This window comes from Myxococcus sp. XM-1-1-1 (genome assembly GCF_020037095.1).
GTDB classification, from domain to species: domain Bacteria; phylum Myxococcota; class Myxococcia; order Myxococcales; family Myxococcaceae; genus Myxococcus; species Myxococcus fulvus.
Genome location: NZ_JAIQDH010000002.1, coordinates 652104 through 666174, shown reverse-complemented (window position 1 = coordinate 666174; position 14071 = coordinate 652104). Strand labels below are relative to the sequence as shown.

Below are 14071 nucleotides of genomic sequence, written 5' to 3'. Positions count from 1 at the left end.
TTGTCACAGGGGCGGCGTGTGGGGCTGGCCGCCCACGACCTGACCGCGGGCCACCTCGATGAGCCAGTAGCCCTCGTGGCCGGCCTCGGTGGAGGAGCCGGCGCCGAAGATGTGGGGGCGCTCGTTGGTGGCGGGGTGGTGGTAGCGCTGGTGGATGTGACCGTGGAGGACGGCGTGGCGGGGGCCTGGGAGCAGCCGCAGCAAGGCCTGGGCGTCGCGCAGGCCGTGGTGCCAGCGGTCGGCGCGTCCCCTGCGGGTGAGGGGCGCGTGGTGGACGACGACGAGGACGGCGCGGCCGTCCAACCGGGGGTCCTTCAGCAGGGCCGAGAGGCCGTCGAGCTGGGCGTCGCCGATGACGCCGAAGGAGAGGCCGGGCGAAGCGGGGACGCGGGCGGACAGGAGGCCCACGACGGCGGCCTCGGAGCCCACGAGGCGCACGAAGGGGAAGGCGCCCTCGCGGCGGTGTTCGGGAAGGTCGCTGTGGAGCAGGTGGCCGAAGTGGCTGGCGAAGCGGCCCTTCTGGTGGCTGCCGGGGGTGTAGACGTCGTGGTTGCCGGGGATGATGGTGCAGCGGCTCGGGTCGTCGGCGAGGGGGCCGAGGGCCTGGCGCGCGCCCTTGAACTCGCTGTCGAGCGCGTACGCGGTGAGGTCACCGGAGAGGATGAAGTGGTCCGCGGCGTGGCGGTCGACTTCGCGGGCGATGGCGGAGAGGGAGTGGGGGGCGCGGGCGTAGCGCTTCGCGCGGCCGCCGACGGTGAGCTCGGCCAGGGCGACCCAGCGGCGCCAGCCGAGCTTGCGCAGGGGCAGCGCGAAGTAGTCGTCGGTGATGTGGACGTCGGAACAGTGGATGAAGCGCATCAAGACTCCCGCCCGGGAACGGGCGGCCGGGTGCGGACATTCTCTCCGGATGACGAATGGGGGGAAGCGCCATCGACGCCGGTGGGGTGTACAGGCGTGACGGAATCGCCGCGAAGTGATGGTCAGGCCATGGACCTTCGCGGCGAGCGCTTCGAGATGCTTCGAGCCCCTGCACCGTCCGCGAGGTCGACATGGTGCGTCTGCGGCTCTTGGTGTTCGTGCTGTGGCTCCATGCCCCCCTGGCCAGCGCCTATCCCATTGCGCCGCGGACACTCTGGTCGCTGACGCAGGAAGCGAACAGCATCGTCTGGGTGGAGGTGGAGAGCGTCCGCATGGCCCCGAGACGCGCTGGCGATACCTGGGCAGATGACCCTGGAGATATCGCACGGCTGAAGGTCCTGGAGTCACTGATGGGCGCGGCCCGGCCAGGAATGACGATCGAAGTGCCCTCCTCCTCGGCATTCATTTGCCCAGCCCCCGCGAGCTATACGACCGGGAAGCGGGTGCTCGCGTTCCTCTTCGAGGAAGAGGGCGAATGGTGGACAGTGGGTATGTCCTACGGCGTGCGCCCCTTGGAGAACGCGCCCGAACTGGATGTGTACCGGCGGGTCGTGAAGGCCGCACGGGAGGCACATGCGCTCACCGCATCGCTTCCAGAGACGTCACCCGTCCGGACGAAAGCACGACAGGACTGGCACGTGCTCGCCGCACGTTTTCCAGCGACGCGCTGGGACGGGCTGCATGACCTGATTCCCAGGGCGAGTCTGCTCCAGTACGGCGCCTTCATGCCTCCCAGCGCGTCATCCCTTCCGCTCACATCGGCACAGCTCGGACAAGTGGCACAGGACTTCGTGAGCGCGCCGTCGCTGGACCTCTCGTTCGTGATGACGCTCATGCTTCTCCGAGAGGTCCCGCACCGGAACTTCGACCAGATGGCCACACGCGTCCTGGAAACCATCATCCTCGACAGGCAGATGCCTCCCTGGGGATTCACCGCCTTCAACCTCATGCGGGCAAGGCATGGAGAGACGCCCCATCCTCCTCCCAAGCTTGTCCCCAAGCCGGGAGTGCTCCGCGCCGAGATGAACGCTCAGCGGTTCCAGGCGCTACAGCTCGAATGGACCGCGTTCAAGCAGCGCCATGGACTGAAGCCTCGACCATTGTCTCTGCCCGTCAGGTCCCAGCCCTCGGGTCCATGATGTGCTTCATCCTGGATGCCTCCTCGTGGCAACCGTTCTCCGAGGGACTTCCCGTTCCGCGTCGAGTAAGCAATCGGCTCTCCCGGAGCCCTCTCGGGCAGGAGGGGCCGGCGGCACGGGACTCCGCTCCGTGCTAGGAACACGGTCGGAGTCACTGCCGACCATGAAGCGATTCGCGCTCCTGCTCTGCCTCGTCCTGGGCGCCTCTTCCCTCGCCGCGCAGCCGCGCGTGCCTCGGAAGAAGGTGGCCGTGCTGCCCTTCCAGGCCATCTCCGGTGATGTCCCCGCACGCGCTGGCCCACGGCTCGCCGCGCGGCTCGCCTCCGAGCTCCATGGCACCGCGGGGCTGGCGCTCGTCGACACTCCCGCGACCACGCCTTCCGAGACCACGGTCGACGCGCTCGCCGCCGCGCGTGCCGCCGTGCAGGAGGCGACCACCGCGCGTGCCGCCCGTCGCTTCTCCCGCGCAGACGCCGCGCTCGGCCGCGCGCTCGAGGCCTACGCGGACAACGCCGTTCATCTCACGGATGGCGCGGAGCTCGCGGACACCTACGCCCTGCGCGCCGCCGTGCGCTACGCCGTCGGCCGCGATGACGAGGCCACCCAGGCCCTCACCCACGCCCTCTCCATCGCGCCTGGGCGTCCCCTCCCCCTGGCCGCTACGTCCCCGCTCTTCGCGCACACCGTCGAGCGCGTTCGCACCACCCACGCCGCGCAGCCTCGCGCCACGCTCCGCTTCGAGTCCGTCCCCTCCGGCGTCGAGGTCACGCTCGATGGCATCGCCGTCGGCACCACGCCAGTGCGCGTGCTGCATGTGCCTCCGGGCGCGCACCTGTGGCGCGCCACGCTTCCCTCGGGCGAGAGCGTCGCGGGCGTGGCGGAGGCCGTGGCAGAGCGCGAGGTGCCCGTGCTCCTCATGCCTCCAGGCGATGGCCCCGCCGCGTCGCTGGCGATGTCCCTCTCCAACAATCAGCTCGATGCGTCCGCGATCAAGGCCGCGTCGAAGCTCGGTCGCGACCTCGGCGCAGACTTCGTCGTGCTCGGCACCCTGTCCCGCATGGGCTCGGGCCTCGCCCTCGACGCGTTCGTCCTCGCGCCCGGCGACACCTCGCCACGCAGGCTGCCGCGCATCGCCATGGACCTGGAGTTGCTCGACGCGGGTGACCCGTTGCGCGAGATAGCGGCACAGCTCGCCTCGCGCGGCGTGGAGGCGGGACTCGCCGAGTCCGTTCCGCTCTCACCGACTCCCGGCGCCTCGCGCAACACACGCACCTCACAGACGGTCTATGCCGTGCCTGTCGCGGATGCGGCGAAGCCCGTGGCCCCCGTCCGCAAGCCCGCGGATGCCATCCGCAAGCCGCTCGTCCGTCCATGAGCACCTTCCGAGGACGCTTCGCGCCCAGCCCCACGGGCCGGATGCACCTGGGCAACATCCGCAGCGCGCTGCTCGGCTGGCTCCAGGCTCGCGCCGCCAACGGGCGGTTCCTCTTGCGCATCGAGGACCTCGACCGCGCTCGCTGCAAGCCCCAGTACGTCGACGACCTGATGCAGGACCTGCGCTGGCTCGGCCTCGACTGGGATGAAACACCCCTCGTCCAGAGTCAGCGCGACGACCTCTACCGCGCGGCCCTCGCCACGCTGGAACAACAAGACCTCGTCTATCCCTGCTTCTGCACCCGCGCGGAGATTGCCCGCGCCGTCAGCGCCCCCCACGGCCTCTCCGAGGAAGGCCCCCGCTACCCCGGCACCTGCGCCCACCTCACCTCCGCGCAAATCGCCGAGCGCGCCAGGACTCGCGCCCCCGCCATCCGCTTCCGCGCCCGTCCCGGAGAGGTCCACTTCATCGACGCCCTGATGGGCCCCTACACCCAAGACGTCGACGCCGTGGTCGGTGACTTCGTCGTGCGCCGCAACGACGGCGTCGCCAGCTACCAGCTCGCCGTCGTCGTCGATGACGCGGCCTCCGACATCACCCACGTGCTGCGCGGCGACGACCTGCTCTCCTCCACGCCCCGCCAGCTCCAGCTCTACGACGCCCTGGCGAAACGAGCGCCCGACTTCCTCCACGTCCCACTCGTGCACGGAGAGGACGGCAAGCGCCTCGCCAAGCGCGAGGGTGCCTTCGCCCTCGCTGAGCTGCGCGAGCGCGGCGTCGCACCCGAGCGCGTGCTGGGCCTGCTCGCCGCGTGGAGCGGACTCGGAGACGGTACCCCCAGGACACTCGAAGAGCTGCTGCGCGCCTTCTCCATCGAAGCCCTCCCCCGCTCGCCCGTGGTGGCGAAGGAAGCCGTGCTCCTCAAGGCACTCGACCTGCGGTGAGCCCCCGCCGTCTCCCTCTCACCGAGGAGGCGTCCTGGAGCCGTGGAATCGTCCGCGGCCCGACGATGCCCATGTTTGCCGCGGAACCCGAGCAGCCCGCTTCAGGGGTGCTCACCGCGGCAGGAGGCCCGGCCCATGGCAACAACCATCGTGGAAAGAGAGAAACCCGGCGTCATCTCCGCCAGCGCGGGAACGCCCTTCAAGCTCAGCTGGGGCGCCATCCTCGGCGGCACCTTCGTCGCGCTCGGCGTGCTCATCCTCCTGTACTCCCTGGGCCTCGCGCTCGGACTGTCGTCCGTCGATCCGAGCAACCCAGGCAGTGCACGCTCGGCGGGCATCGGCACCGGCATCTGGGGCCTCATCGCTCCGCTCATCGCCCTCTTCGCGGGAGGCTTCGTCGCCGCCCGCACCGCGGGCGTGGTGGACAAGGGCGGCGGCGCGATGCACGGCGCCGTGATGTGGGGGCTGACGACCATCGCGGGCGTTGCCCTCATGGGCATGGTCATCTCCACCATCGTCGGCACCGCGGTGCGCACCGCCACCGGCGTGGTGGGTGCCACGGGCGCCGCCGTCGCGGGCGCGGCCTCCCAGGGTGACCAGGTCGCCAACGCCTTCGGCCTCGACGCCAACGACGCGCTCGGTCCGGTGAACGAGCGGCTGCGCGCCGAGGGCAAGCCGGCCATCACCGCCAACCAGCTCGAGGCCGCGACGAAGGACATCGTCACCACCGGCGTGCGCACGGGCAACGTGGACCGCGAGCTGCTCGTCAGCTCCATCGCGGAGAACACGCGCCTGTCGCGGCAGGACTCGGAGGACGTCGCCAACCGCGTGCAGGTGCAGATCGATGCCGCCAAGACGAAGGTCGGCCAGGTCGGCCAGCAGGTGCAGCAGGGCGCGCTCGTGGCCGCGGACAAGTCCGGCCGCGTCTTCTGGGGCATCTTCGGCGCGCTGCTGCTGGGCCTCATCGCCTCCGTGCTCGGCGCGGGCCTGGGCGTGAGCAAGCGCCAGCGCGTCTACGCCGAGGGCGCCATCTCCACGCCGGGAACGACGACCCGCCGTGAGGTGTATCCGTAAGGCAACGAAGCGCCCTTGCGGCACACGCGAGGCCCACTCCTTCACGGGGGTGGGCCTCGCGTCGTCCCCATCCAGCCACGAGAGCGAGCCCCAGGCGCGCTCGCCCCGCACAAGGCCCTGACGGCGGCGAACCGTGCCCGACGGAGCGTCGCGTGACGCAGGGCCCCCGCGAAGTCGGTCGGCGGGCCCTCGCGCGCACCCGCGCCACACGGAGCACGACTCGCTCGCGCCGCCCCTCGGCCGGTCCGCGCTCCGGAATGGCGCGGGGTTGAGATGTTCATCGCTCCACGTCAGGGCGTCGCTCGCGTCCGCCAGGCACCTCACGATGCGCCGTCCCCCTCACGACGACGCGCTGCCCCGTGGGCCTCCTGCGGTAACCTGCTCGCGAGTCGTCATCAGGGGGGCGCCCTCACACCTCCAGGCCCCCAGTCACGCTCCATGACGGGGGAAGCTCGTGAACCGAAGTCGGACGTCCCTGCTGTGTCTCGTGCTGCTCGCCACCCTCAGTGGCGGCTGCTTCCTGCGCACCGGCTACATCCTCGAGGCGCTCAACGAGCCCTCGGAGCCGAAGACGCCTCCCCTTCCCCCTTCCTTCCGCGAGCGCGTGGGCCGCCTGACGCGCTCCCACCTGGTCGACGCCTACGCCGACCCCGCCGAGGTCGCGAAGTGGATGTCCGCCCTCGGCAGCGCCCCCCGCCCCATCGTCGAGCAGGTGGAGTGCCTGCGCGCCCACGCCGGCGGCAGCAACGCCACCTGCTACGACACCTTCCTGCGCGCCACCGTCCCCGGAGGCATCTGGGGCCTGCCCACCCAACCCCGGAGCGTCAACCCCACGGCGCCCACCGCCGCGGAGGTCGACGCGCAGCGCTTCCTCGGCAACGCGATGGGCATCGCCGCGTCGCTCGCCGCGCTGGGTGACTCGCTTTCGGACCCAGTGAACCCCAGCCTGCTCAACCAGGGCCTGCGCGAGGGCGCCGAGTCCGCCGCGCAGTACGTGAGCGCCCGCCGCTGGAGCCGCAAGCTGGGGCGCCCCTCCAACGCCATCGTCCTCAGCGGCGGCGGCGCCAACGGAGCCTTCAGCGCGGGCATCCTGTGGCGCCTGCTCGGCGTGCTCGAGCAGTGCCGCGGCAAGCCCGAGCCCGAGGGCTGCGGCGACGCGCGCATCGACCTGGCCGCGGGCTCCAGCACCGGCGCGCTCATCAGCACGCTCGTCGACCTGTTCCACACGCCCGGGTACGAGCAGAAGGCCCGCGACGTGCTCCTGGGCAACTACACGTGCTCGGTGGAGTCGGACCTGTACTGCGTCAACTCGACGTGGGTCTGGAAGATTGCCTCGGACCTCAAGGGACTGGTCCGCTTCGACGGCATCGAGAACAAGCTGCGCGCCATGGTCGTCCCCGCGCAGCTCACCAACGGCACGGAGCTGGTCTCCGTCTCGGTCGACTTCGAGACCGGTGACGTCCACGGCGTCAGCGACCAGGACCCCGCGGACTTCTCGCCCACCGCCACCGAGGCGCAGCGCGTGGACGGCCTCATCAACGCCGTGCTCGCCTCCATCGTCGAGCCCGTGCTCGCCGAGCCCGTCCCCTGGATTCCCTCCAGCAAGGGCCGCCACGCGGGCACCTTCCTGGATGGCGGCGTGCGCTCGGGCCTGCCCGTGCTCCAGGCCGTGCAGCGCGGCGCCGAGCGCGTGCTGGTCATCTCCACCGGCAACCTCGAGTCCACGCCCGTGCCGGCCCCGGACAACGCCGTCACCACGCTGATGCGCACCATCGACCTGTTCGTCGCCCAGCCGCGCGTGGGCGAGGTGCAGCAGGCGGAGCTCGCCGCCGTGGGCCGCCGCTTCGCCGAGTACAACGTCTGCGCGCTGCGGCTCGCCCAGGTGGAGGACCCCACCGCGGTGGAGCCCTACTGCCGCCGCACCGGCACCGGCTTCGTCCCCACCGAGCCGCGCTCGCTCCAGGCCGCCACCAGCATGTGGCTGGGCCCCGCCCGCTTCGAGCAGGTCGCGTCCAGTTGGCGCTCGTCGTGGATGTTCCGGCCCGAGTCGCAGCTCGCCACCGCCAGCGGCTACGCGTTCTCGCCGCAGGTCATGCGCCCGCTCTTCAAGGAGGGCGTGAAGTCCTTCCAGCAGCGCTGCGCCGAGGTGCTGCGCCTGTTCGAGGTGCGCGGCACGCTCGCCCAGAACGAGTGCGCCCGCCCCGTCGACGACGTCGTCACCGAGGCCGAGTCGCGCTTCGCCCCGATGGGCCAGTGCACCGACGGCAAGCCCGACCAGCGCTCCTGCGATTGAAGTCTCCAGGAGAGCCGGGGCCGCCCTCCGCGCCCCGGCTCCCGTCGCCATGAGCCCCCTGTCGCCACGAGGGGCCTCAGCGCCCAGGCCACCGCCGCTCCTGTCGCCACGAGCCCCGGGCTCCCCGGCCAGCCTCCGCGCCATGCGGGCCCCACGGAGCACCGGCGTCGGCATATCCTCGCGCGCCCGCTTCACCCGAGTGCGCCATGTCCCAGAGCTCCACCACCCGCTGGCTCGCCCTGCCCCTGGTCTGCCTGAGCCTCCTCCTGCTCCTGGCCGCCCTGGCCTACTGGCTCACCCAACCCACCTCCCCGCCGCCGCCACCGCCCGAGGAGCCCATCGCCCAGGCGCCCCCGCCGGCCCCCACGCCGCCGCCCCGCCTCACCCCGCCGCCCGTGGTGCCGCCCCCCGCCTTCCCCTCGCCTCAGTCCGAGGTGCCCGTCCCCGAGCAGCCCGACAAACGCCGCGTCATCCAGAGCGAGTTCACCCTCGAGGAAATCCACGGCGACTTCCGCCCCGAGGACATCGAGGCCGCCCTCAAGGCGGTGACTCCGCTCGTGCAGCAATGTTTCCAGGATGCCGCACAGCGAAACCGGGGCCCACAAGCCGTGAAGCTGCGCTTCAACCTGGAGTCACGCGGCGAGGGCGAGGGGCGGATGGACAAGGGCGAAGTGCTGGCGAGCACCATCCCGGACCCGATGGTGCAAGCGTGCGTGGTGGACTCGCTGCTGGACATCGGGTTCAAGACCCCGTCCCGAGGGGGCCGGGCGACGGTGGTGTACCCCTTCGAGTTCCGCGTACCGTTGGAGTAAGGTCGCAAGGCCCCCAACCCCACCTCAATGCCCGTCTCCGTCGAACAGCTCGGCCCCCAGGACGCGGACGCCCTGCGGGCGTTGCTCTCGAAGGACCCGGTCCACAACCTCTACCTCTTGGGGTTGCTGGAGGAGTTCGGCATCGCCGCCCGGGGCCGCATCCCCTTCGCCTTCTACGGGCGCTTCGACAACAAGCTGCTGACGGCCGCCGTCTTCGTGGGAGGAGAAGGCGGCTTGGTGGTGCCCAGCGCCAGCGACGCGAGCGCCACGAGCGTCATCGCGGACGCGCTGGCCTCCTCGCTGCGCCTGAAGGCCGCGGTGGGAGACAAGTCCTCGGTGGACGCGCTGCTGCGCAGCCTGTCCCCCGGCAAGCCCCGGCTGTCGCGCACGCAGCGGCTGTTCAGCGTGTCCGCGGACGACCTGGGCCCCTTCACCAACCCGCTCCTGCGGCTCGCGCGCGAGGAGGACCTGCCCCGCCTGCTGCCGCTGGCGCAGGGCTACGTGCGCGAGGCCATGGAGCGAGACCCGCTCTCCGAGGACCCCCGGGGCTACGAGGCCCGCGTCGTCCAGCGCGTGCGCCAGAAGCGCACCTACGTGCTGGAGGAGAACGACGCGCTGGTGCTCAAGGTCGACATCGGCAGCCGCTCCCAGTACGGCGCGGAGCTGGAGGGCCTCTACACCCTGCCCTCCGAGCGCCAGAAGGGCCACGCCACGCTGTGCCTGGGACAGATTTCCCGGCACCTCTTGTCCTCGCTGCCCCGGCTGACGATGCGCATCGACGAGCGCGACGAGAGCACCGCCCGCATCGCCCGGAAGGTCGGCTACCTGGCCGGCCGCACGTGGCGGCTGGTGCTGGTGGAGTAGCTCGCCCAGGCCGGGCGCGATGCCGTACAGTCCGCGCCCTCCATGAGCAGCCGTCCCACGCCTTCCCGCCGCCCCCTCTCCGGAGAGGGCCCCGTCATCCTCCACTCGGCCACGGACCCGCGCTGGCTCCCGCTGGCGCTCGAGCACTTCGACGCCGTGCTGGTGGACCACGCCCACTGCGAGAAGAAGGCCGCCGCCAACGCGCTGTCGCTCCTGCAGGCCTACCCGGACCTGCCGGGGCTGCCCGCGCAGATGGCCCGGCTGGCGCGCGAGGAGAGCGCGCACCTGGCCCGCGTGCTCGACCTCATGGAGGCCCGGGGGCTCACGCTCACCAAGGACTCCGGGGACCCGTACGCCCAAGGCCTGCAGAAGCTGGTGCGCACCCCGGCCGCCGAGCGGCGCACCGACAGGCTGCTCGTCGCCGCCATCATCGAGGCGCGCTCCTGTGAGCGGCTGTCACTGCTCGCCGAGGGGCTGACGGACCCGGCGCTCGCGCGCTTCTACGGGGAGCTGGCCCAGTCCGAGGATGGCCACCAGTCGCTGTTCTTCCGGCTGGCCGTCACCGCGTCCGGAGGCGACGACGCGCCCGTGCGCGAGCGGATGGAGTGGATGCTCGACCACGAGGCGCGGGTGCTCGAGGACATCGGCGTGCGCGCGGCCATCCACTGACGCCCTCGCCTCAGAAGGGCCACACCCACGGCACCGCCACCGTCAGCACCACCACGAGCAGCAGGGTGAGCGGCGTGCCCAGCCGGAAGAAGTCCGTGAAGCGGTAGTGCCCGGGGCCGTAGACCAGCACGCAGCTGGGCTCCAGCGGCGTGATGAACGAGCAGCTGGCCGCCAGCGTCACGCCGATGGCGAAGGGGCGCACGTCCACGCCCAGCTGCGCCGCCGCGTTCACGGCCACCGGCAGCACCACCAGCGCCGCGGCCTGGTTGGACATGGGCGCGGACAGGACGATGGTGAGCAGCATCAGCGCCACCAGCACCGTGCGCGGCCCGCCGAAGTCACCCAGCTCCGCCACCCGCTGACCCAGGAACTTCCCCGCCCCGCTCACCTCCATGGCCAGCCCCAGCGCCATCATGGAGCCGATGAGCAGCACCACCCGCCAGTCCACCCGGAACGCCTTGCGCGCGTCCATGCAGCCGGTGGCGATCATCGCCAGCATGCCGGTGAGCCCCGCCACCGACAGCGGCAGGATGTCCAGCGAGCCCGCCGCGAGCGCGCACAGGAACAGCACCACCGCGAGCAGCGCCTTGCCGTAGCGCGGCGGCTGGTACTCGTGGCCGCTCAGCACCGTCAGGCTCAGCCCGTCCGCCAGCTCCGCCGCCTTCTCGCGGGGTCCGCGCAAGAGCAGCACGTCCCCCACCGCCAGGGGCAGCAGCGACAGACGCCGCTCGCCGAAGGTGCGGCCCAACAGCTGGAGCTTGGTGACGCGCTGGAGGCTCGGGTGGCGGTGCAGGGCCAGCGCCACCAGGCCGTAGCGCTCCACGAAGAGCGCCTCCTTCAGGCTGCGCCCCACCAGCGGGCTGCCCGGCGGTACCGCGGCCTCCACCAGCGCCGTGTCCTCGTCGAGCTGCGCCTCGTCCGCGTGCCGCAGGTCCGGACGGATTTCGATGCCCTGCAGGTCCTTCACCCGGAGGATGTCCTCGCGCGAGCCCTCGACCAGCAGCCGCTCGTCGCCGCTCAGCACCTGCGTGGGCGTGGCCGACGTGGCCTTCCCGTCGCGGAGCAGCCCGATGACGCGCAGGCCCAGCCCTTCCGTGATTTCGGCCAGCGGCTTGCCCAGGTAGCGCGAGCCCGCGGGCAGCACCGCCTCCGTCAGGTAGTCGCGCAGCGTCCACTCGTCCGCGCTCCCCTTGCCCACCCGCGAGGGCAGCAGGAGCGGCCCGAGCAGCACCACGACGAGGATGCCGATGACCGCCACCGGCAGCCCCACCGGCGCCAGCTCCGCCACGCCAATGGGCCGCATCCCCATGCGCTCGAGCGCCGCGGACATCACCAGGTTGGTGGACGTGCCGTAGAGGAACACCATGCCGCCCAGCATCGACGCGTACGCCAGGGGCAGGAGCACCTTGCTCTTGGGCACCTTCGCCCGGTTCGCCGCGCCGATGGCCACCGGCAGGAAGGCCGCCGTCGTCACCGTGTTGGAGATGACGGACGAGAACACCGCCACCACCACCATCATCGCCAGGACGAAGGTCTGGTGGCCGAAGCGCGCGAAGAAGGCCAGCCGCTGCCCGACCAGCTGCACCACGCCCGTCGACGCCAGCCCCTGCGTCATCGCCAGCAGCGTGAAGATGAAGATGACGGTGTCGTTGCTGAAGCCCTCGAAGGCCTGCCGGGGCGTCAGCACCCCCGTCAGCGCCAACAGGCACACCACCACCAGCGAGCTGACCTCGATGGGGATGCTATCGATGGTGAACAGAACCAGCGCGATGAGAACGACGGCCAGGACGATGGCGATGGTCATGGAAAACCAGTGGGGGCCGCCAACTTGTGCCCTGTCCGCCGGGGCGGCGAGCCCCTGCCGCACTGTGTCGTCAACTACTAGATGACCGAGCGCTGATAAGAGGAATTAGGAGATTGTGCCTGGTGGGGCGGGGCATCGTCGGACGCCAGTTGCTTTTAGGCGCCCCTTCCAGAAGTTTTGTCGTCTCTCCCGCTGGTAGGGGCCGTGCCCTACTTCACCAGGACGGGGAGCCCCTATCTTGAGAGAACACAAGGAAACTTCCATGGCTTCGACGCAAGTGGCGGCGGAGGGCTCCAAGGCCCCCACGAACAACCCCACGCTGCTGGCCTGGGTGGCCGAGATGGCCAAGATGACCCAGCCGGACAGCATTGTCTGGTGCGATGGCTCCGAGTCCGAGAAGAAGCGGATGACGGAGCAGGCGGTGAGTGAGGGCATCCTCATCCCGCTGAACCAGCAGAAGCGGCCCGGCTGCTACCTGCACCGCTCCAACCCGAACGACGTGGCGCGCGTGGAGCACCTCACGTTCATCTGCACGCCGAACAAGGCGGAGGCGGGCCCCACCAACAACTGGATGGAGCCGGACGAGGCGTACCACAAGCTGGGCCAGCTCTTCGCCGGCAGCATGAAGGGCCGCACCATGTACGTGGTGCCCTACGCCATGGGCCCCATCGGCAGCCCCTTCACGAAGATTGGCGTGGAGCTGACCGACAGCATCTACGTGGTGCTGAACATGCGCATCATGGCGCGCATGGGTCAGCAGGCGCTGGACATGCTGGGCGACAGCGACGACTTCAACCGCGGCCTGCACAGCACGGGCGACGTCAACCCGGACCGCCGCTACATCTGCCACTTCCCGCACGACAACACCATCTGGAGCTTCGGCTCGGGATATGGCGGCAACGTGCTGCTGGGGAAGAAATGCCTGGCGCTGCGCATCGGCAGCTTCCTGGGCCGCGAGGAGGGGTGGCTGGCCGAGCACATGCTCATCCTCGGGGTGACGAGCCCCAAGGGCGAGACGACCTACGTCGCCGCCGCCTTCCCGTCCGCGTGCGGCAAGACGAACTTCGCGATGATGATTCCGCCCGCCGAGTACAAGGGCTGGAAGATCGAAACGGTGGGCGACGACATCGCCTGGATGCGCCCGGGCCCGGACGGCCGGCTGTACGCCATCAACCCGGAGGCCGGCTACTTCGGCGTCGTCCCGGGCACCAACAACAAGACCAACCCCAACGCCATGGAGACCATCTCCAAGGACACGCTGTTCACCAACGTGGCGCTGACGCCGGATGGTGACGTGTGGTGGGAGGGCAAGGACGGCGAGGTCCCCGAGGAGCTCATCGACTGGCAGGGCCGGCCCTGGAAGAAGGGCAGCACGGAGAAGGCGGCGCACCCGAACAGCCGCTTCACCGCGCCCATGTCCAACAACCCGGTGCTCAGCCCCAAGGCGAATGATCCGATGGGCGTGCCCATCTCCGCGCTCATCTTCGGCGGCCGTCGCTCCAGCACCGTCCCCCTGGTGCTCCAGGCCTTCAACTGGACCCACGGCGTGTTCCTGGGCGCCACCATGGGCAGCGAGACGACGGCGGCGGCCACGGGCAAGGTCGGCGTCGTGCGCCGCGACCCCATGGCCATGCTGCCCTTCTGCGGCTACCACATGGGCGACTACCTCCAGCACTGGCTGGACATGCAGAAGACCATTCCGCAGCTGCCCAAGATCTTCCAGGTGAACTGGTTCCGCCAGGACAAGGACGGCAAGTTCCTGTGGCCGGGCTTCGGCGAGAACATGCGCGTGCTGGAGTGGGTGGTGAACCGCGTGCACGGCCGCGTCCCCACCAAGGAGACGCTGCTGGGCTGGGTGCCCCGTCAGGACGAGGGCCTCAACCTCAAGGGCCTGGACATGTCGGCGGACGCCGTCGCCGAGGCCACCTCCATCAAGGAGGACGAGTGGAAGACCGAGCTCAAGAGCCAGGAGGTGTTCTTCGAGCAGCTGGGCACCAAGGCGCCGGAGGCGCTCATGCTCCAGCGCAAGCTCTTGATTTCGCGCCTGGAGCACTGAGGCGCCCGTCGGCTGTAGCGCCTTGAAGCACCCGTCGGGGTCGCTCCCTCTCCCAGTCTGGGGGTGGAAGCGGCCCCGACCACGTTTCACGAGGTGTGAGGTCACCCTCTTCGCCCCGGGGCC

The 14071-nt window shown here is 70.7% G+C and carries 11 protein-coding genes; 9 read left to right on the top strand and 2 right to left on the bottom strand.

The genetic code is table 11. The features are described 5' to 3' along the window. Positions 1-3 precede the first annotated feature (3 nt). Entirely contained in the window at positions 4-858 is an 855-nt protein-coding gene (locus tag K8640_RS06780; RefSeq protein WP_223746316.1) for a metallophosphoesterase, read from the bottom strand. A gap of 191 nt (positions 859-1049) precedes the next feature. Between K8640_RS06780 and K8640_RS06775 the strand changes: the two genes are divergently transcribed. The 8 genes from K8640_RS06775 to K8640_RS06740 all read left to right on the top strand — a co-directional run bounded on the left by K8640_RS06775 (position 1050) and on the right by K8640_RS06740 (position 10088). Further along, the gene (locus K8640_RS06775; protein WP_223746315.1) at positions 1050-2057 is read left to right on the top strand and encodes a hypothetical protein; all 1008 of its coding nucleotides are present in this window, start codon (positions 1050-1052) and stop codon (positions 2055-2057) included. A 163-nt stretch (positions 2058-2220) separates the two neighbouring features. Continuing rightward, positions 2221-3432 (top strand): PEGA domain-containing protein, encoded by a 1212-nt coding sequence (locus tag K8640_RS06770; protein ID WP_223746314.1) that lies wholly within the window; start codon positions 2221-2223, stop codon positions 3430-3432. Then, entirely contained in the window at positions 3429-4376 is a 948-nt protein-coding gene (gene gluQRS, locus K8640_RS06765) for a tRNA glutamyl-Q(34) synthetase GluQRS (protein ID WP_223746313.1), read from the top strand. The genes K8640_RS06770 and gluQRS overlap by 4 nt, the downstream gene beginning before the upstream one ends. A gap of 135 nt (positions 4377-4511) precedes the next feature. Next, complete coding sequence (locus tag K8640_RS06760; protein WP_223746312.1) at positions 4512-5450, top strand: hypothetical protein; 939 nt, start codon at positions 4512-4514, stop codon at positions 5448-5450. 454 nt (positions 5451-5904) lie between these two features. Next, on the top strand, positions 5905-7743 hold the full coding sequence (locus K8640_RS06755; protein ID WP_223746311.1) for a patatin-like phospholipase family protein: 1839 nt from the start codon (positions 5905-5907) through the stop codon (positions 7741-7743). Between the two features lie 206 nt (positions 7744-7949). Continuing rightward, a complete protein-coding gene (locus K8640_RS06750; RefSeq protein ID WP_223746310.1) occupies positions 7950-8555 on the top strand; it encodes an AgmX/PglI C-terminal domain-containing protein in 606 nt (201 codons plus the stop codon). Positions 8556-8582: 27 nt separating this feature from the next. Beyond that, positions 8583-9419 carry a GNAT family N-acetyltransferase gene (locus tag K8640_RS06745; protein ID WP_223746309.1) on the top strand — a complete coding sequence of 279 codons (837 nt, stop codon included), beginning with the start codon at positions 8583-8585 and terminating at the stop codon, positions 9417-9419. A gap of 42 nt (positions 9420-9461) precedes the next feature. Then, positions 9462-10088, top strand: coding sequence for a tRNA-(ms[2]io[6]A)-hydroxylase (locus K8640_RS06740; RefSeq protein ID WP_223746308.1), 627 nt, complete (start codon positions 9462-9464; stop codon positions 10086-10088). Positions 10089-10098: 10 nt separating this feature from the next. On the opposite strand, the gene K8640_RS06735 is transcribed toward K8640_RS06740, so the two are convergent. Continuing rightward, positions 10099-11892, bottom strand: a complete 1794-nt coding sequence (locus K8640_RS06735) for an SLC13 family permease (protein WP_223746307.1) — start codon at positions 11890-11892, stop codon at positions 10099-10101. 262 nt (positions 11893-12154) lie between these two features. Between K8640_RS06735 and K8640_RS06730 the strand changes: the two genes are divergently transcribed. Next, positions 12155-13948: a phosphoenolpyruvate carboxykinase (GTP) gene (locus K8640_RS06730; protein WP_223746306.1), complete on the top strand. Its 1794-nt coding sequence runs from the start codon at positions 12155-12157 to the stop codon at positions 13946-13948. Positions 13949-14071 lie beyond the last annotated feature (123 nt).

What these genes read in the sequence shown, in the direction of transcription:
- K8640_RS06780 (WP_223746316.1), bottom strand. Translation starts at nt 858, where the DNA reads ATGCGCTTCATCCACTGTTCCGACGTCCACATCACCGACGACTACTTC.
- K8640_RS06775 (WP_223746315.1), top strand. Translation starts at nt 1,050, where the DNA reads ATGGTGCGTCTGCGGCTCTTGGTGTTCGTGCTGTGGCTCCATGCCCCC.
- K8640_RS06770 (WP_223746314.1), top strand. Translation starts at nt 2,221, where the DNA reads ATGAAGCGATTCGCGCTCCTGCTCTGCCTCGTCCTGGGCGCCTCTTCC.
- gluQRS (WP_223746313.1), top strand. Translation starts at nt 3,429, where the DNA reads ATGAGCACCTTCCGAGGACGCTTCGCGCCCAGCCCCACGGGCCGGATG.
- K8640_RS06760 (WP_223746312.1), top strand. Translation starts at nt 4,512, where the DNA reads ATGGCAACAACCATCGTGGAAAGAGAGAAACCCGGCGTCATCTCCGCC.
- K8640_RS06750 (WP_223746310.1), top strand. Translation starts at nt 7,950, where the DNA reads ATGTCCCAGAGCTCCACCACCCGCTGGCTCGCCCTGCCCCTGGTCTGC.
- K8640_RS06745 (WP_223746309.1), top strand. Translation starts at nt 8,583, where the DNA reads ATGCCCGTCTCCGTCGAACAGCTCGGCCCCCAGGACGCGGACGCCCTG.
- K8640_RS06740 (WP_223746308.1), top strand. Translation starts at nt 9,462, where the DNA reads ATGAGCAGCCGTCCCACGCCTTCCCGCCGCCCCCTCTCCGGAGAGGGC.
- K8640_RS06735 (WP_223746307.1), bottom strand. Translation starts at nt 11,892, where the DNA reads ATGACCATCGCCATCGTCCTGGCCGTCGTTCTCATCGCGCTGGTTCTG.
- K8640_RS06730 (WP_223746306.1), top strand. Translation starts at nt 12,155, where the DNA reads ATGGCTTCGACGCAAGTGGCGGCGGAGGGCTCCAAGGCCCCCACGAAC.